The sequence below is a fragment of the Pseudundibacterium arcticum genome (assembly GCF_042646465.1).
GTDB lineage: Bacteria > Pseudomonadota > Gammaproteobacteria > Burkholderiales > Burkholderiaceae_D > Undibacterium_A > Undibacterium_A arcticum.
This window is the reverse complement of record NZ_JBHRTP010000036.1, coordinates 38,296-55,215: the sequence shown is the minus strand read 5'-3', so window position 1 is coordinate 55,215 and position 16,920 is coordinate 38,296. Positions and strand designations below refer to the sequence as shown.

Sequence of the window (16,920 nt, the reverse complement as noted above, 5' to 3'; positions counted from 1 at the left end):
GGCTGAAGGTTGGCATGGGTGGTGCTGCCAATCAACTTGTCAATTCTCCGCGAGCCTCCAGCACACAGCAGGCATGCGCCGGGATCTTGACCGCCACCGGGTTGCCCACCACAAGGCCTAGACCCTGGCGTGGCGTACTCAAGGCGGTCAGCTGGACGCCGTCACAATCGATGGTGGTCTCGATCGTGGCGCCGATATCGCGCACAAATGTCACAGTGCCGTACACATGGTTGCTGTCCGGTTCGAAGGCGGACGGTGATTCGTTGCCCTCCGGACGCACCAGGATCTTGATGACGCCAAAGTTCTGACTCGGCGTTGTTAACGCGGCCAGTACGGTGCTGGCACCGTCGACACTCGTTTCGATCATGGTGCCGCTGTCGCGCATGAAGATGACCGAGCCGCGTGTCTGGTCGTCATCAAACTCCGACACATGCGACAATTCAAGCTCTTCAGGGCGTACCATGATCTTGACCGCGGCGCCGACATGGATCCGGTCCGGCAACGGCACACGAATCGCGGCACCGCTGCGCAGCCCGACCCGACCGTCACCGATGGCGGTAGCCGGCAATATATTTCCCATGCCGATGAAATCAGCAACAAACTCGTTGGCCGGATTGCGGTAAATCTCAATCGGCGTGCCGACCTGCTGCACCCGGTTGTGCCCCATCACCACCACGATGTCGGCCATGGTCATCGCTTCGCGCTGATCATGCGTGACCATGATGGTGGTGATGCCGAGGCGCTGTTGCAGTTGCCGGATTTCGACCTGCATCGCTTCGCGCAGTTTGGCGTCCAGCGCAGACAACGGCTCGTCCAGCAATAGCAATTTGGGATCGGCGGCAATGGCGCGCGCAATCGCCACCCGCTGGCGTTGTCCACCGGACAGTTTGGCGACCGGGCGGTCCTTCATCTCTTGCAACTGGATCAACTGCAGCAGTTCGGCGACACGGCGCTGTTGCGCGCTTTTTTCCATGCCGCGCAGGCGCAGCGGATACGCGATATTTTCACCCACGGTCATGTGCGGGAACAGCGCCAGCGACTGAAACACCATGCCGAAGTTGCGCTGGTGGGCCGGCACACTGCTGATATCGTTTCCGTCGAGACGGATTTGACCGGCGCTCAGGGTTTCCAGGCCCGCGATCAAGCGCAGCAAGGTGGTTTTGCCACAGCCGGACGGCCCGAGGAAACACACCAATTTTCCTTCCGGCAGATGGAGGTTAACTCCTTGCACTGCGCAGGCGGTGCCAAAGCGCTTTTCGACGTTTTCCAGAATTAATCCACTCATACTAGTCTCCGAATTTCTGTTGAATTTTGTTAATTAGAATGACACGCCGCCATCGCCTACCAATTTTTCCAGCGCCCAGATCAAGACAAAATCGATCACCACCGTCAATACCGCGAACGAGAATACGGTCGGATCGAGCGAGGACACGGTGCGGCTGAACATCCAGATCGGCACCGTCATGACTTCGATGGTGTACAGGAAAAAGGTGACGGTAAACTCGTTGAACGAGACGATGAACGCCAGCAGCATCCCGGCCAGGATGCCAGAGCGCATCAGCGGCACCACCACATCGACGATCGCACGCAAGGGACGCGCGCCCAGCATCTGTGCCGCCTCCTCGATTTCGTTGCCGATCCCGGTCAGCGCAGCAGTGCAGTTCTTGATCGCAAAAGGCAATGCCAGGATCACGTGCGCGATCACCAGCCGCCAGCTGCCCAGATCGAATGGCAGATGATCCATTACCAGCAATAGTGACAACCCCAGCACCACCATCGGAAACACCAGCGGCAGCGACACCAGTTGGATCGCCAGCGCCCTGCCTCGAAAGCGGCAGCGCGTGATCGCATAGGCCGCCGGGATTGCTGCCAGTGTGGCCAGGATCATGGTCTGGAAGGCGACCAGCAAGCTGGTGGTGAACGCCTGACCAACGGACAGCACGTCGCTCTTGTCGGGCGAGACAAAGGTATTCCAGGCCGCCTGGTACCACCGCAGGCTATAGCTGGCGGGAGGGAAATCGAGCGTCTCGCCGGCACTGAACGACATCAGAATCAAGGTCAGAATCGGCAGCACAATGAGCAACAGAATCGTGCTGGCCAGGATCGTCACGAAGCGCCCGCCCTCACCCGGCAAGGTAGGTGCACAACGGAATGGATTCAAACTTGCCATCGCTGCCCGGCGCGGTGAGGCTACGGCCTCGGGCAACATTGCTGCGGCTGAGTGCGTCATCATGAAACCTCCAGGGCACGGCGGCTACGGCCGGTAAAATATTCGGACAAGCCCATGACTGCCAGTGTCGACAGTATCAGGACCACGCCGCCGGCGGATGCCGACGGCCAGTTGAGCAAGGGCGCGATCTGGTCATGCACCACGACCGCCAGCATCGGCACCCGGCGTCCTCCCAGCAGCATCGGCACCACAAAACTGCTGGCGTTGTAGGCAAACACCAACGTTGCACCGGTCATGATGCCGGGCATGCTCATCGGCAGCACGACCTGACGCAGCACTTGCAGTCGGCTGGCACCGAGGGTCGCGGCGGCTTCTTCATAGCTGCGCGAGACACCCCGCACCGAGCTGGCAATCGGCAGCACCGCCAGCGGAAATGCGGTCTGTACCAGCCCCAGCAACACGCCGGCCTGGTTATATAACAGCATCACCGGACGCTCGATCAGACCAAGCGATAGCAGCATTTTATTGAGCAAACCGGCCGGCCCCAGAATCACCAGCCAGCCATAGCTTTGCAGCAGCAGGTTGACCAGCAGAGGCAGCAACACCGCAGCCAGAAACAGCTGGCGCATCAGCGGCGACTTCAGCCGCGCCATCGCCAGCCCGACCGGAATCGCAAGCGCGACCGCGATCACTGAACTGACCAGCGCCAGGCGCATGGTCAGCAGCAAGGATTTCATGTAATAGGGCTCCAGCAGCCGCACATACGACTCCAGACTAAAGGCAGTCCATTCCTCGCCCTTGACGCCGACGCTCATGCGCAGCACCAGCAGGCTGGCCACCACCAGCACGAATAGAAACAGCATCGCCGGCAGCAGAAAAAGCCAGGCGCGCGCAGTGGGCGAGCGCATTTTTTTAGGGGGACGCACGGCAGCGTCGCCGGCCCGACTGGCCAGCACGTTACTAGGGTTCATCTCGATTCTCTTATCACAAGTTACAACACGACTGATTACGACCGACAGCGCGCGTCTGCACTGGAATCGGCAGACGCACGTTGATCACAACACCATTACGAAGAGAAGATTTCAGTGTAGCGGCGCAACCAGTCGCCCTGGACGGTGGAAAGGAAAGCGTTGTCGTGGATAATGCCCTTCTCCGCGATCAGCTCAGGCGTCAGGATATAAGGGCTCTTGCGCGCTTCGGTTGAAATCACTGCCTTGGAATTGACCGGGCCGTTGAAAATGTCTTCGGCCATCTTGCCCTGGACCACCGGGTCGAGCGTATGGTTGAGGAAGGCGTAAGTCAGATCGGGATCGCCAGGACGGGATTTCGGCATCACGGAGAACATCAGATCGGCAAAGAAGCCTTCCTTCATGCCGAAGGTGGAGCCCATGCCGTATGCAGGGTTCTTCAGTTGCTTGGGGAAGAAGGCCGGTGCATACAAGCCGCCGATATCGAGCGAGCCGGTGCGGAACAGTTCGGCGACCTGGTTCGGGTTTTCTCCCAGCATCATGACCCGGCTCTTCAATTCGGCCAGCTTCTTGAAGCCCGGCTCGATATTGTGCTCATTACCACCGGCCAGCTTGGCGGCAACAATGATCAGATCCATCGCCTCGGTCCAGCCTGGGGGCGGCAGGAATAGACGGCCAGCGTATTTCGGGTCCCACAGTGCGGCGTAGCTATCCGGCGCCTCCTTGATGGTGCGCGTGCTGTACATCAGACTATTACACCAAAGCAAATATCCTATGCCATGACCATCTGCACCGGTACGGTATTTTTCAGGCACATCCTTGATATTCGGAATCCGATTGAAATCGGGCTTCTCCAACAGGCCGGCTTTGGCCAGTCCCACTGCGCCGACGCCAGCCAGCGTGATCACGTCGTATTGCGGCTTGCTGCCAGCAGCCTTCAGCTTGGCCACCATTTCCGAGGTGCTGCCGGTGCGGTCGGCGATCACCTTGGCGCCGGTCTTCGCTTCGAACGTGGCGGCGATATTGCGTAACGCCGCCAGGCCAGTGTCGTCGGACCAGGTCAGCAGACGCAATGTCTTGCCCTTGAACTTGGAATCGGCCGCATGCACGAACGGTGCGGAAAGCGTGGCGGCTGCCACCGATGCTGCACCTATCGTCTTGATGAATCGTCTCCTGCTGACATCATGTTCGTTCATAGCTATCTCCTCAATGGATTGTATTAACGGGGGTACGAATTGCGCGGTATGGCGACGGGCTTTTTCTTCATGATGCTTTAGCGCCAAACCGCGCATCCCAGAACGCATCGCCTTTACGGAAAAACGGTTTGGTTGTCTGCATAGTGCAAGTCAAGCAGCACAGCGGCAATCGAAAAGATCTCATGCCCGCCATGTGAAAATGTCATGCCATTTATCAGTGCACGAAACTATGATCCTAACTAACGCAAAGGAGATCTTATGGATTTGGGCATTCGCGGCAAACATGCGCTGGTATGCGGGGCCAGCAAAGGATTAGGGCGTGGTTGCGCCGCAGCATTAGCGGCCGAGGGGGTACATGTCACGCTGGTGGCGCGCACCAGAACGGTGCTGGAGCAAACCGCAGAAGACATTCATAGCGCGAGCAATATGGTGGTAAACACCGTCGCATGCGACATCACGACAGCCGAGGGCCGCGCACTGGCGCTGGCAGCGTGCCCGCAGCCGGACATCCTGGTGACCAATGCAGGCGGTCCGCCCGCCGGCGATTTTCGCGACTGGGATCGTGAACAGTGGATGGCCGCGCTGGACGCGAACATGCTGACGCCGATCGAATTGATCAAGGCGACCGTCGACGGCATGATGGCACGCCGCTTCGGCCGCATCATCAACATCACCTCCAGTGCGGTAAAGGCGCCGATCGATATCCTCGGCTTGTCGAATGGCGCGCGCGCCGGCTTGACCGGTTTCGTCACCGGTCTGGCGCGTACCACGGCACTGCACAACGTGACGATTAATAATCTTTTGCCGGGACAGTTTTATACGGATCGCATGCAGGCGATGCTGAATTTTTCGGCACAGGCCGCAGGCAGAACTCTGGATGAGGAAATCGACGCCTGCCGGCGGCACATCCCGGCACAGCGTTTCGGTACGACGGCGGAATTTGGCGCAGTCTGTGCATTCCTGTGCAGCACGCATGCGGGGTATATGACCGGGCGTAACGTTTTGCTTGATGGCGGTGAATATCCAGGGACGTTTTAACTCGGATTACGCAGCACGCTGAGGCAAGGCAGGCCAGCGGTGCTGATTCTGGCGTCAAGCGATGTCACGTTTTTTTTCGCATGCGCCTGGCTCCCCTCACCCGCAGACGGGAAAGGGAGTTTTTATGCCGTAGCAGGGTCAGAACGTGTGATGAATACCCACATCAAATGCATTGCTGGAATCTCCAACAGCAGGTTTCCGCCTGGTCGCATCGGTGTAGAGCATCGTGCGCTTGGATAAATTGTGCCAGTAGCCGAGAGACACCTGTTTATTGGCGCCAGCATTCTCCGGCTTGACTTGGCCATAGCCGACTTTGACGCTGCCTACACCAACAGCAATGTCCGCTGCGACCAGCCAGTTGGTGTCCTTGACGCCCACAGCGCGATTCAGGCGGGAGTAGGACGCGATCAGGTTGGCGACGCCGACACGGTACGCACCGGACACGGTCCAGAATTTGTCTTCCGCTGTACTGCGTTCGACACCGACCAGTGTTGCCAGTGGACCATTGGCATACGTAGCGGATAACGAATAGGGGTTCGAATTGAGTTGCGGTCCGCCATTCAATCCTTCTTTGCTTGCCAACGTCGCATTGACCTGAAAGCCGCCCATCGATGGCGTGCTGTAGTACACGCCATTGGAAAGACGGTTACCGGAAGAACCCGCATACGACGGATCGGTACTGTAGTTGCCGAGGATCGCATCGAGCGAGCCGACTGTCTGGAAGCCAAACGGATCAAAATCCCCAATCGGATCTTGAACAGCGGTCAGGTCACGCCCCAGCTTGATCGAACCGAACGGGCCCGACAGACCCACCACGCTGCGACCCTGGAACAGCGGACGACGCCCGCCGGACTCTGTGGTGCCGGTATCCGGTTCAAAACGCATTTCGATACGGAAGTTGGCGCTCAAACCATTGCCCAGGTCTTCCGTTCCCTTAAAGCCTAGTTTATTGTTGTCGCCACGGCCAATCGCCAAGGTTTCGCCAGTGGCTTTGATCAAGCCGATATCCATTGCGCCATAGACCGCGACGTTCGATTGCGCTTGCGCCGCGCCTGCGAACGCACCGAAAATTGCGAGTGCCAGTAAATTTTTTGTCATTGTGTGTGTCTCCCTTTTTAGTTGATCGGCGAATTGAATCAATTTCGCACGGCCAATTCTCAAGGCTCAAGCCAACCGCCACAACCTATAGATTCTCATGGGGAACATGAGGTTTTTGCATGGGATGGACAAACTGGAAGCGTGGAACTGAGACTTGAAACGGGCATGAAAAATCTCCCGACATCGATTGGAAGGCATGTCAGAAAACAATTTTTTCGGACATCGTCCGAGCCGATTCGACACCCACCACGCCCTTACTTCATGAAGAAACTAGTGAGTCGATGCCTTTCATGAAATCCGCGACATGGTGCGAGATGGCCATTTTGTGCTAGTATTTTTGACGGCAGATGGATTCTTTGCAATCAAATTGTTGCCATGGTCGGCATGATTTTTACTAATACCTAACTCTCAAGGCTCATCCATGCAACGCATGCCTCCACTGAACGCGCTACAGGTATTTTTAATCGTGGCGCGTCATCGCAGCTTCACGCGGGCGGCGGAGCATTTGTGCCTGACACAAGGCGCGGTGAGCCGGCAGATCCTCGCGTTGGAGGAGCACTACGGCTTTCAGCTTTTCACCCGGTTTCCGAAAGGACTGGCGTTAACGGTCGAGGGTGAAATCCTGCTGCCGGTTGTGCGCGAGAGTTTTTCACGCATCGAAGAAATCTCGACCCGGTTGACGCGGCAGCGCAATGACTTGGCGCTCAAGGTGCCTACTTGTGCGATGCGCTGGATCTTGCCGAAGATTATGTTGTTTCAGGCGGAGCATGCCGACATCCAGATCCAGTTGACGACGACGACCCAACACAATGTCGATTTTCGGCATGATGCATTCGATGCAGCGATCGTATATGGCACCCCCACCGGTGACGACATTCATTCAATGCTGCTGTTTGAAGAACAACTGACACCGGTTTGCGCACCCGAAATCCTCCAAGGGGAGAAGCCGCTCGATACGCCTGAAGATCTGGTGCACCACACGCTGCTGCACCCGACGCGCGACCATCGCGATTGGCAAATGTGGCTGAAATTTGCGGAGGTGACTGGCGTCAATCCGGATAGCGGCCAGAATTTCGAAACGCTCGATTCGGCAATGAACGCTGCCGCCCACGGCTTCGGTGTCGCCATCGGCGATTGCGCGCTGGTGCGTGAAGATATTGAGATGAAGCGGCTGGTCATACCGTTCGACAAGATGCTGTCTACCGGACAAAGCTACTATCTGGTTTATCCGGACTGTGTGGCGAACTTGCAGAAAGTCGTGCTATTTCGCGATTGGATTGCGCGCCTATCGGGACGACCTTAAAGTATCCGAATCGGGCGTGACGTCGTACTGCGCTACGACTGTTAAACATTGGGTGCGCGTGACCCACGTTTTTTCACGTCGATTGGACTGAACGTTAGGTATGTGGCATAAAAATGTGAGCCGCCCGTTGTGCGAGTGGCGCCTCTGCCCTGTCCGGGGGTTTTCGGAGCAGCGCTAGCGTGAGCGAGAACGCCTTGTGAAAGCAGCAGGACACACGAAATCAATCGCGGCGCCAGTCAGCCGGGCTTCCGGAAGCCGTCTTCGATCCATGCCTCGGCGCTGGCCGCGTTCAACTTGAAGATCGGCGCCACGCGCACTTGCGCGAGCTGGTCGCCGGCCTCATCGTGAGCGCTCAGCAGCGCATACGGATGGTCCTCATCGGGAATGATGTCGAGAGTGACGCCTATCTGCGCGGATCCGGCGGTCACCGTGATGTTCTTGTGCAGCATCGCATGCAACTGTTGCTCGTGCCTGCGCAAGAATTCCGAGGCGGTCTTGACCAAGGTGCGGAACGCGGCTGAGTCAAGCGGCTTCGGATTCTTCTTGTCGCGACCCATGGTCCAGGGGCCGACCAAGGCGGGCTCGGGTTCACCGTCCATGATCATCGCCACCGCCCAGCCCTCGTCGTCCTCGTTCTTGATGACGCGCGCGGTCCACCCGTCGTCGCGCCACAGTCGTGGCTCTTGGGTGTTGGAATCACTGCCTGGCGCAGGATCATCGGACATATCAGACAATGGAATGGGCATGTCGGTCACATCGAAGGGGTGGGGGGAAACGGCAATTTGAATACCACAAACAAAATAGCCTCCACGCGGGAGGCATTATCAACGGGACGGGAAGTCGAATCATATCTTGAAACCCGCATCGATACTTGATTGATCAAGTATTTTAACTTCCCCCCTCAAAAAAATGTGCTCCCAAAAATATTTGCTTGTCTCGTTTAGGCTGATAGCCGGGCGTGTGCGCAAAGAATGCACCGATACCAATTAGGCATCAGACTCAATCAAAACCCACCCGACCATCTTATTGCCAGGAGGTCCTGCGTCAGGAACCGCCAGCCTCCATCGCCAGGCACTTTCCCTCTCGGAGTATCTGCCCGAACGTCTCGGCTGGCACTGGGTTACTGAAGAAATAACCCTGCATTACGTCGCACTCGAGAATGCGCAAATGCATCAATTGTTCTTGCGTCTCGACGCCTTCGGCGACCACGCGTAGCTTCAGGTTATGTGCCAGTGAAATGACCGATTTCACAATCACCGCATCATCGGAATCCAACGTCATGTCACGCACGAAAGACCGATCGATCTTGAGCACGTCGATCGGAAAGCGCCTTAAATACGCCAGACTCGAATAACCGGTACCGAAATCGTCAATGGACATTTGCACGTGCAAGGCTCTGAGCCCTTGCAGGATTTCAATCGCCGCCTCGACATCGTTCATCAACAGACTCTCCGTCAGCTCCAGCTCCAGAAAGTGGGGGGCAAGTCCCGTCTCCGCCAGGATATTGGCAATGGACTGCACGAGATCTTTTTGTGTGAACTGACGAGCAGATAGGTTAACGGCGACGCGTAATTGCCCGTACCCGGCGCGTTCCCATGATTTTGTCTGCGCGCAGGCCGTGTGCAACACCCAAGCACCGATCACTCCGATCAAGCCTGTTTCTTCGGCAAGACCAATGAACCGGTGCGGCAGCACCATGCCGAGGGTCGGATGCTGCCATCGAATCAGGGCTTCCATTCCGACAATACGACCTGTGCGGATATCGACCTGCGGCTGGTAATGCAAGACGAACTCCTCGCGTTCGATCGCATTGCGCAAATCCTTCTCGATGCTGAGTCGCTCCAGCAAGCGTGCATTCATCGCGGCGGTATAGAATTGGAAGTTGTTGCCGCCCATTTCCTTGGCACGATACATCGCGGTATCGGCGTGTTCCAACAATGCTTCCGACGTCGTTCCATCCGCCGGATACACGGCAACACCAATACTGCAGCCCAGGAAGAATTGGTGAGTCTCTAGCACGATGGGTTGTGCAACCGCTTCCATCATGCGATTGATGGCGTCCGTGGCCATGGTCTCATCCGCACGCTGGGGCAGGACCAATACGAATTCGTCACCGCCAAGACGGACCACCGTATCCATTTCCCGCGTCGTAGATTGCAGCCGGTCAGCAATCGCCTTGATCACCTGGTCCCCGCCCTTGTGGCCCAGACTGTCATTCACAAATTTGAAGCGATCGAGGTCAACGAACAGGACCCACACTGCATGCCCGTGACGCCCGGCATAACCAATCGCCTGGTCGAGGCGGTCGAGCAGCAAGGTCCGGTTCGGCAGTCCAGTCAGCGCGTCATGCAGCGCCATATGATGGATGCGTTCTTCTGCCTGCTTGCGCCGGGTGATATCTTTGCCCGTGCCGCGGTAACCTGTGAAGGCTCCATCGCTGTCGAACAATGGTTCGCCGTTGATGCACCGCCATGCAATATTACCGTTATCGCAACGAAATTTGTATTCAAAATCGGTAAATGCCTGGCGCGCCTCGAGCGCTGCCTTGTGCGCCGTCCATTCGTTCCCTTCCGTGCCTGCCGCACCTTCCCAGCGTGTTTGGCCGATCAATTGTTCCGGACATTCTGCTAAAGCAGTTTGTGTAGCGGAAATCATGGTGAACCGAAAATCGGCATCCTGTTCCCAATACCAGTCGGATGACATGACGGTAAAACTGCGGAACCGCGCTTCACTTTGGCGCAGATTGGCCGTTCGTTCCTGCACGGTCTGCTCCAACACTTTGCTGTGATTTTTCACCATCGTGTGCAACAACCGCACTTCCAACATGTTGTGGATGCGCATCAGCACTTCAACCAAATTATAGGGTCGGCTGATGAAATCCTTTGCCCCAACCTGCAGAGCAGGCAGTTTCAAATCGTGGTCAGCGGTGATTGCCAGCACAGGAAGATAGTCATCCGTGTTGATTTCCTTCAGGCGCTCCATCACCTGGAATCCATCCATGCCGGGCATCTTGAGATCGAGCAGGATTAAATCATAATTATTCTCGCGGTGAAGTGCGTAGACCGCATACGGATCGGTCGTGCTGGTAATGGATGCATACCCGGCGTGGCGCAACATCCCTTCAAGAATCAGCGCATGCGTTTTCTGATCGTCGACGATCAAAATACTGGCATTGAGAATATCGGCTGTGCTCACCATCTTGTTTGCATGGTTCATTTAGCTTGATCAAGGACCTGTTGTTGGCAAACGGTTGGCCTTGTCAGTATGCCATGAGCAACAATTCCCCGCAGGATACTATTTTAATCCGTCGATGTCGAAAGCGTATGCCTGGGTCACGCGCTTTTCAGCAAACCGTTTGAGACGATGGCGGCAAGGTCACCGAGCGTCGTTTCCGGAAGAAGTGGCAGATCCTCGATGGTGATATCCAATTCCGTTTCTATGTCGAGCATGATCTCGGCAAGGTGGAGGGAATCGATACCAAGATCGCTTAGTTTGGTGGAGTCGTCCATCGCCGACGTGTCGATTCCAAACCGTTCGTGCAGAATATATTTAATTTTGATAGCGACATCGACAGCGTTCATCATGGCGTTTCTTTCAGTGAGAGGACTGACGAACGTATTCGTCGGGAATTGGGCGCATCGACAACAATAGAAGCGATCTGCCAATGTGGGAGTAGGTACTGCATGATGGCTGTATAACAACACTCCGCCGGGCGTGGACTGCACCACCGTCGACAGCGCCATCTTTCGTGATTGTGGTAACTGGCATTGTAAGCCGTTAATTCACTATTCTTCCATGATTCAATCTCGGCATAGTCGAATGGCACGACCGCCGTCGCGTGATGTCAGGGATGCCCGATCAGGGATGCCCGATCAGGAATGCCCGATGAGGAATGCCCGATGAGTGCATCGGCGGTAAGATGCCAAATGCGCGGTGGATATGCAGTCTGGCGGAGGCAGATCGCCCCCCTGGTACCAGGGCAGAGAAGGATCGGAACATCCGCCATTTGGCACGGAAACATGGAAAAGGTGGTACGTATGACGACTGGGGGCAAGGCGACCACTAACATGACGGATGTCGAGTCCAGCGTCAGGGTTCAGGCGAAGGTGCGCGTCACGGTTGGATTTCCAGTCTTGTTATTCGGACTTGTCGCCGTCTGGTACTGGGGAACGCCGTATGGCGCGAACGGATTCATCGCCGTGGGCGTGATCGCCATTTTGCATGCGCTTTACATGTTTTCCACGCTCTGGTTGGTGACCCGCATGCGGCAGCCATCCACCGCGCGCGCTCTTGTGATCGGCACCGCAATTCTCGACCCGTTGCTGTTGTCCGGATGGCTAACCATGACGGGAGAGACCGGGGCCCTTTTTGTTTGCTTTTACTTATTTACCATTTTGGGTTTTGGTTTTCGGACCGGTCGGCGCGCTATGTGGATTTGCCAGGCTGCCTCGCTCACTGGTTTTGCCATGGTGTTGGTAATCGCGCCGATCTGGCGTGAGCATCCCATTATGGGACTCTCCCTGTTCACCGTACTCGTGGTCGTACCCCTGTATGCATCCGGCTTGATCAAGAATCTGCGGGACGCGCACGCACGTGCAGAATATGAAAGCCAGGCGAAATCACAACTCCTCGCAAAAGTAAGTCATGAACTGCGCACGCCCCTGTCGGGAATCGTTGCCTCTGCGCAGTTGATCTCGGCAGAAGCAATGGATGCACGCCTGGTCAAGCGCGCCGACATTATTCTGAGGTTATCCAACGATTTGCTGTTGGAAATAAACGACCTTTTGGACTCGGCAAAATTCGAAGCCAACGCTCTCATCCTTGCGTCGACGCTGTTCGATCTACACGATGTCATGGAACATATTCGGTTCACCTTCGCATCGACGGCAGAAGCCAAGAACATCAGTTTTACCGTGACGGTGGACCCCGACATCAAGAGCATGGTGCAAGGCGATGCGCATTACTTAAGTCGGGTATTGAAAAATCTCGCCGGCAATGCAGTGAAATTTACCGATGTAGGCAAGGTCGAGATCAACCTGCAGTTGCTCGAAAAGATCGATGATGTTTATCGAATCCGGTTCAGTGTGCAAGATACCGGTATCGGCATTCCGCAGGAACTGCATCAGCAAATCTTTGAACCGTTTTTCCAGGCGTCCGCCGGCGCAGCGCGCCGATACGGCGGTACCGGTCTCGGGATGAGTCTTGCAAAGGAAGTCGTGACATTGATGGGAAGCGAAATCATGGTGCAAAGTGAGCCGGGAACAGGGAGCTTGTTCTATTTCGACGTCAATTTACCTGTGGTCGTGAGAGCACCCCAGGAATCCGCGGACGTGGCGGCCGTGCCTGTCCTGTGCGGCAAGCGGGTACTGATAGCCGATGACAATGCTACGAATCTGATCCTGATCCAAGAATTACTGGAAGGGGACCGTCATGTAGTCACCGTGGCCAGCAGTGGTGAAGAGGCATTGACCCTGCTCAATTCGCAGGTCTTTGACGTGATCTTCATAGATTACAACATGGGGGACATGGATGGCGCGCAGGTTTTCCAGATCTATCAATTCGGAAAACTGGCGACGGCACCGGTATTCTTCCTCACCGCTGATACCACGGCAACCACCAGCGCGAAATTACAGGATATCGGGGCCGCGGGGGTCTTACACAAGCCGATCACGCGCGACGAACTGCGCCAGGCGATTGCGCAAGCCTGTGGCGAGGACGGCATGCCGGCGCAGTCCAGGCCGACGCCATCGACCCAGGCATCGCTGTCTGCGACCTTCACATCTATTTCGCCGCAGTATCTTGATCTTGCGGTGCTCGAGGATTTGCAGACCTGCAGTCAGCGCCCGGGATTCTTCGCGGAAATCCTGCGCAGCGCGACCATGGACATGGAACGCAATTGCAGCGCTTTGCTGGAAGCACTGGCTGCCAAGGACATCACGCAAATCCACGATTCGGCCCATGCATTGAGCGGCATATCGGTCAGTGTGGGCGCAGTACGGCTTGCGTCATTGGCCAGTAAGCTCATGCGCATCGATCGGTGGGAATTGCGGGCAGCAAAGGAGGATTACTGGACACTGGAGATCGCGCAGGCGACCAATCGCAGCGTGCATGACCTGCGCGCCATTTTGCGGGACCAGACCATCATGCACTAGTGTTTGCCACCCGACCTGAGACGGACCAGGTGCGCTGCCAGTGCCAGGCTGATCGACTTCCGAGCGCCGTGGAACACGGATACGAATCGGTGCGACATACCCCGACGCCAAGGCAGGCACACAGCACACCATGCGCGATATTCGCATGATGTTTTCATCTCCGCCATATTTTCAGGTTTGACCAGCGATGCGGCGCATCGCCCCCCTCGCGCGGGCGATTTGGGAATCCGAGAATCCGGCGACCAGATTCCGATCCGGTGACGCTGGAGGTCCCGGATCAGATTATCCCTAGGCGCGCCTTTCATGCGGCAAGTCCGCGCCTGGTTTGTGCGCGCCCGCCTGCATCATGATCAGCATGTCCATGACCCGCAATTCCGCCGCCGGCAATCCCATCGCTACCTCGACCCATTCATCGACGACGGCTAACAGTTCTGCGTAATCGAGCGGTGCGATGCGGTGCCGGCTACGCTGCACCATCAGGCGTGGCACGCGTCGTTTGGCGTGATGGGAAATAAATTTGGTGACCGCCAGATTGCCGTCGCCACGCGGGCAGATTTCATCGACCACGCCCATCTCCTTCAACTCGACGGCCGAATAGATCCGTGCATTCGTCATCATGCGTTCTGCCTGGTAGACACCAACCCGACGCGCCAGCAAGCTCATGCCGCCGGTACACGGAAACAGGCCAAACATGATTTCCGGGAACCCGAATTCACTGTGCTCTTCCGCGATCAGAACGTCCGCGCTGAGTGCCGACTCGAATCCACCGCCCAGCGCCCTGCCCTGCACGAGCGCAATGGTTGTCATCGAATCACCGGAACTGGTTGCCCAGTCATACAGCATGTCGAGACACAGCCTCGAATAGTGGTAGAGACCGCTTTTGTCTTGCCGCCTGATGCAATCGCGGAAATAGTTCAAATCCCCGCCAAGGCTGAAATAATCAGGATGTTCAGATCGCATCACCGCGTAATGGATCGGGATCGTGTTGCCGTCGCGATGCCAGCGGGGGCCATGTTCCTTGATGGTATGAACCAGGGCAGACAGATGATGCAAAAGAGGCAAGGAGAAATTCTGGATGGCGCCCGTTGGATCCTTCTTCATCGTGACCCATAATGTATTGGACAAGGTCGTCTCCAGTTCGACCGCAATCCGGTTTGAAGCGTATTGCTCCGATGTTGGCAACACAAAATCGATGGCTTTCATTATTGATACCCTTTTCAGTTAGCTCTGCTACACCGAAACAGAATGGCGTCTTGCCGGCATTTCGCGGTGCTTCGAAATAGCCAGTGCCACATTGGTACCGCCAAAGCCACACGAAAAAGACATGGCGTGTTCGATTTGGCGATTGAAAAGCGGGGTATTCGCAACATGATTCAATGCGCATTTGGGATCAATGGCATCTAAGTGTGCGGTAGCGGGAAGGAACGACTCGGTCATCGCCAAGATCGTGATCACCAGTTCGAGTGCACTGGTTGCCCCGAGCAAGTGGCCATGAATGGATTTTGTCGAGCTGACCGGCACGGAGCGAGCGCCGAAAACGGCACAGATGGCATTCGCTTCGACTTCGTCTCCGCCCCTGGTCGCGGTGCCATGCGCATTGAAGTAGTCGATATCCGATGGCTGTAGCCCGGCGTCGGCGAGCGCCGCACGCAGCGCTGCGGTCTGCCCGTCTGCGTTCGGCGTGCCGATATGATACGCATCCGAGGAAATGCCATAACCGGACAAGGCGGCGAAGCAGGCGGCGCCCCGCTGTTTGGCATGCTGCGCCGATTCAAGCACGATGAATGCAGCACCCTCGCCCATGACCAGTCCGGTTCGATCCGATGAAAAGGGCTTACAGCTGCGGCTGATATCAGTCGGATCCGCCATGGCCAACGCCCGGATACCATCGAACGCCCCGAAGCCGCTCGACGTCAGCGGCGCCTCGGCGCCACCGACAACTGCCACATCCAGGTAGCCGTCGCGGATGGCGCGGAAGGCTTCCCCGATCGCCGCGCCCGACGAGCTGCAAGCACTACCATGCGTCATCACCGGCCCCTGGATCTGGTGCCGAATCGAGATTTGCGACGCGCCTGCATTCTGCATGATCGCCATCGCGGTGAACGGCCTGGCCGCCTGTTTCCCCTCTACCAGCAGCTGCTGGTACCACGCCTGCTCGGTGGCGACCCCACCCTTGACGCTGCCGTAATACAGGCCGGCCCGCTGGCCATATTCCGCGAAATTGTCAAATCCAGCGTCCGTGATTGCCTGGCGCGCGGCGAGAATCGCCATTTGCTGGCAACGGTCCAGATACGGCAATTCGAGCTTTGTGAATCGTTCGGTAAATGATTCAGGAATCAGGCCAGCCGGAAATGGCTTGCTTAACGGATCCGCGTCACAGCGTCTGATGCCGGATGTCGCTATGGACAGCGAACGAAACAGCGCATCCGCGTTGAGGCCGACGGGCGAAATTACGCCCAGACCCGTAATGACAACAGTGTTTTTCTTATACATATTTTTCACCTTTCAGCAAAGGACGGAGACACCCACGAAATAAAATTTGTGCGGACAGTATGGCAGTAATATCCGGGCCACAGATGCGCAGAGATAGCGTTCAGTAGCGCAAAGTTTTCTTCGAAAACGCACGGGCCGGTGTCGCATTCACTATCGGGCGACGGATTCGACGATTCTGAACGTCGTTCAAAAAACGACGTAAATCGCGATGCTCAATATTTAGGAAATCCGATTTCTACAGGACGCTATTTTGCTGCGCATCAGGTAGCCTGCGACTCCGTTGAGTTACCGGTATCTGGAGCAAATGATGGAAGAGTGCGGGGTAACGGTCGAGCATTCATCGATCAATCGTTGGGCATTAAGATTGGTCTGAGATTGGTGTCATTGCTTGAAACGGTCTTCCCCATGCACCAGCGCGGTCGGTAAAATCCGGCGTGTGGAAGAGACAATTATCAAGGAGAAGGATGTCTGAAGATATCGGACGTGCGGGAGGGTGGGATGC

At 56.5% G+C, this 16,920-nt stretch carries 13 protein-coding genes and 1 pseudogene; 4 read left to right on the top strand and 10 right to left on the bottom strand.

Features of this window, described 5'->3' with window-relative positions; genetic code table 11:
* Nucleotides 1-31 precede the first annotated feature (31 nt).
* The 4 genes from ACFOFO_RS12265 to ACFOFO_RS12250 all read right to left on the bottom strand — a co-directional run bounded on the left by ACFOFO_RS12265 (nucleotide 32) and on the right by ACFOFO_RS12250 (nucleotide 4,334).
* Nucleotides 32-1,285 carry an ABC transporter ATP-binding protein gene (locus ACFOFO_RS12265; protein WP_390323304.1) on the bottom strand — a complete coding sequence of 418 codons (1,254 nt, stop codon included), beginning with the start codon at nucleotides 1,283-1,285 and terminating at the stop codon, nucleotides 32-34.
* Between the two features lie 33 nt (nucleotides 1,286-1,318).
* A complete protein-coding gene (locus tag ACFOFO_RS12260) occupies nucleotides 1,319-2,209 on the bottom strand; it encodes an ABC transporter permease (RefSeq protein WP_390327980.1) in 891 nt (296 codons plus the stop codon).
* Nucleotides 2,210-2,229: 20 nt separating this feature from the next.
* Complete coding sequence (locus ACFOFO_RS12255; RefSeq protein ID WP_390331627.1) at nucleotides 2,230-3,141, bottom strand: ABC transporter permease; 912 nt, start codon at nucleotides 3,139-3,141, stop codon at nucleotides 2,230-2,232.
* 95 nt (nucleotides 3,142-3,236) lie between these two features.
* Nucleotides 3,237-4,334, bottom strand: a complete 1,098-nt coding sequence (locus tag ACFOFO_RS12250) for an ABC transporter substrate-binding protein (RefSeq protein WP_390331625.1) — start codon at nucleotides 4,332-4,334, stop codon at nucleotides 3,237-3,239.
* A 258-nt stretch (nucleotides 4,335-4,592) separates the two neighbouring features.
* Between ACFOFO_RS12250 and ACFOFO_RS12245 the strand changes: the two genes are divergently transcribed.
* Nucleotides 4,593-5,372 carry an SDR family oxidoreductase gene (locus ACFOFO_RS12245; protein ID WP_390331624.1) on the top strand — a complete coding sequence of 260 codons (780 nt, stop codon included), beginning with the start codon at nucleotides 4,593-4,595 and terminating at the stop codon, nucleotides 5,370-5,372.
* A gap of 138 nt (nucleotides 5,373-5,510) precedes the next feature.
* Here ACFOFO_RS12245 and ACFOFO_RS12240 read toward each other — a convergent pair whose 3' ends face one another.
* Nucleotides 5,511-6,470, bottom strand: coding sequence for a porin (locus ACFOFO_RS12240; RefSeq protein ID WP_390323301.1), 960 nt, complete (start codon nucleotides 6,468-6,470; stop codon nucleotides 5,511-5,513).
* Nucleotides 6,471-6,891: 421 nt separating this feature from the next.
* Between ACFOFO_RS12240 and ACFOFO_RS12235 the strand changes: the two genes are divergently transcribed.
* Nucleotides 6,892-7,773: a LysR substrate-binding domain-containing protein gene (locus ACFOFO_RS12235; protein WP_390331622.1), complete on the top strand. Its 882-nt coding sequence runs from the start codon at nucleotides 6,892-6,894 to the stop codon at nucleotides 7,771-7,773.
* A gap of 236 nt (nucleotides 7,774-8,009) precedes the next feature.
* On the opposite strand, the gene ACFOFO_RS12230 is transcribed toward ACFOFO_RS12235, so the two are convergent.
* The 3 genes from ACFOFO_RS12230 to ACFOFO_RS12220 form a co-directional block, all read right to left on the bottom strand.
* The gene (locus tag ACFOFO_RS12230; protein ID WP_390331621.1) at nucleotides 8,010-8,528 is read right to left on the bottom strand and encodes a hypothetical protein; all 519 of its coding nucleotides are present in this window, start codon (nucleotides 8,526-8,528) and stop codon (nucleotides 8,010-8,012) included.
* A 289-nt stretch (nucleotides 8,529-8,817) separates the two neighbouring features.
* The gene (locus tag ACFOFO_RS12225) at nucleotides 8,818-10,989 is read right to left on the bottom strand and encodes a GGDEF/EAL domain-containing response regulator (protein WP_390323298.1); all 2,172 of its coding nucleotides are present in this window, start codon (nucleotides 10,987-10,989) and stop codon (nucleotides 8,818-8,820) included.
* Between the two features lie 116 nt (nucleotides 10,990-11,105).
* Nucleotides 11,106-11,357 (bottom strand): acyl carrier protein, encoded by a 252-nt coding sequence (locus tag ACFOFO_RS12220; protein WP_390331619.1) that lies wholly within the window; start codon nucleotides 11,355-11,357, stop codon nucleotides 11,106-11,108.
* A gap of 483 nt (nucleotides 11,358-11,840) precedes the next feature.
* Here ACFOFO_RS12220 and ACFOFO_RS12215 point away from each other — a divergent pair, with 483 nt between their 5' ends.
* Nucleotides 11,841-13,925 (top strand): ATP-binding protein, encoded by a 2,085-nt coding sequence (locus ACFOFO_RS12215; protein ID WP_390331617.1) that lies wholly within the window; start codon nucleotides 11,841-11,843, stop codon nucleotides 13,923-13,925.
* A gap of 288 nt (nucleotides 13,926-14,213) precedes the next feature.
* Here ACFOFO_RS12215 and ACFOFO_RS12210 read toward each other — a convergent pair whose 3' ends face one another.
* On the bottom strand, nucleotides 14,214-15,128 hold the full coding sequence (locus ACFOFO_RS12210) for a crotonase/enoyl-CoA hydratase family protein (RefSeq protein WP_390323292.1): 915 nt from the start codon (nucleotides 15,126-15,128) through the stop codon (nucleotides 14,214-14,216).
* A 27-nt stretch (nucleotides 15,129-15,155) separates the two neighbouring features.
* Entirely contained in the window at nucleotides 15,156-16,418 is a 1,263-nt protein-coding gene (locus ACFOFO_RS12205; RefSeq protein WP_390331616.1) for a beta-ketoacyl-[acyl-carrier-protein] synthase family protein, read from the bottom strand.
* A gap of 271 nt (nucleotides 16,419-16,689) precedes the next feature.
* On the opposite strand from ACFOFO_RS12205, the pseudogene ACFOFO_RS26595 reads away from it, so the two are divergent.
* Nucleotides 16,690-16,788: pseudogene (locus ACFOFO_RS26595) on the top strand (IS6 family transposase); the annotation flags it as partial.
* Nucleotides 16,789-16,920 lie beyond the last annotated feature (132 nt).

What these genes read in the sequence shown, in the direction of transcription:
- ACFOFO_RS12265 (WP_390323304.1), bottom strand. Translation starts at nt 1,285, where the DNA reads ATGAGTGGATTAATTCTGGAAAACGTCGAAAAGCGCTTTGGCACCGCC.
- ACFOFO_RS12260 (WP_390327980.1), bottom strand. Translation starts at nt 2,209, where the DNA reads ATGTTGCCCGAGGCCGTAGCCTCACCGCGCCGGGCAGCGATGGCAAGT.
- ACFOFO_RS12255 (WP_390331627.1), bottom strand. Translation starts at nt 3,141, where the DNA reads ATGAACCCTAGTAACGTGCTGGCCAGTCGGGCCGGCGACGCTGCCGTG.
- ACFOFO_RS12250 (WP_390331625.1), bottom strand. Translation starts at nt 4,334, where the DNA reads ATGAACGAACATGATGTCAGCAGGAGACGATTCATCAAGACGATAGGT.
- ACFOFO_RS12245 (WP_390331624.1), top strand. Translation starts at nt 4,593, where the DNA reads ATGGATTTGGGCATTCGCGGCAAACATGCGCTGGTATGCGGGGCCAGC.
- ACFOFO_RS12240 (WP_390323301.1), bottom strand. Translation starts at nt 6,470, where the DNA reads ATGACAAAAAATTTACTGGCACTCGCAATTTTCGGTGCGTTCGCAGGC.
- ACFOFO_RS12235 (WP_390331622.1), top strand. Translation starts at nt 6,892, where the DNA reads ATGCAACGCATGCCTCCACTGAACGCGCTACAGGTATTTTTAATCGTG.
- ACFOFO_RS12225 (WP_390323298.1), bottom strand. Translation starts at nt 10,989, where the DNA reads ATGAACCATGCAAACAAGATGGTGAGCACAGCCGATATTCTCAATGCC.
- ACFOFO_RS12220 (WP_390331619.1), bottom strand. Translation starts at nt 11,357, where the DNA reads ATGATGAACGCTGTCGATGTCGCTATCAAAATTAAATATATTCTGCAC.
- ACFOFO_RS12215 (WP_390331617.1), top strand. Translation starts at nt 11,841, where the DNA reads ATGACGGATGTCGAGTCCAGCGTCAGGGTTCAGGCGAAGGTGCGCGTC.
- ACFOFO_RS12210 (WP_390323292.1), bottom strand. Translation starts at nt 15,128, where the DNA reads ATGAAAGCCATCGATTTTGTGTTGCCAACATCGGAGCAATACGCTTCA.
- ACFOFO_RS12205 (WP_390331616.1), bottom strand. Translation starts at nt 16,418, where the DNA reads ATGTATAAGAAAAACACTGTTGTCATTACGGGTCTGGGCGTAATTTCG.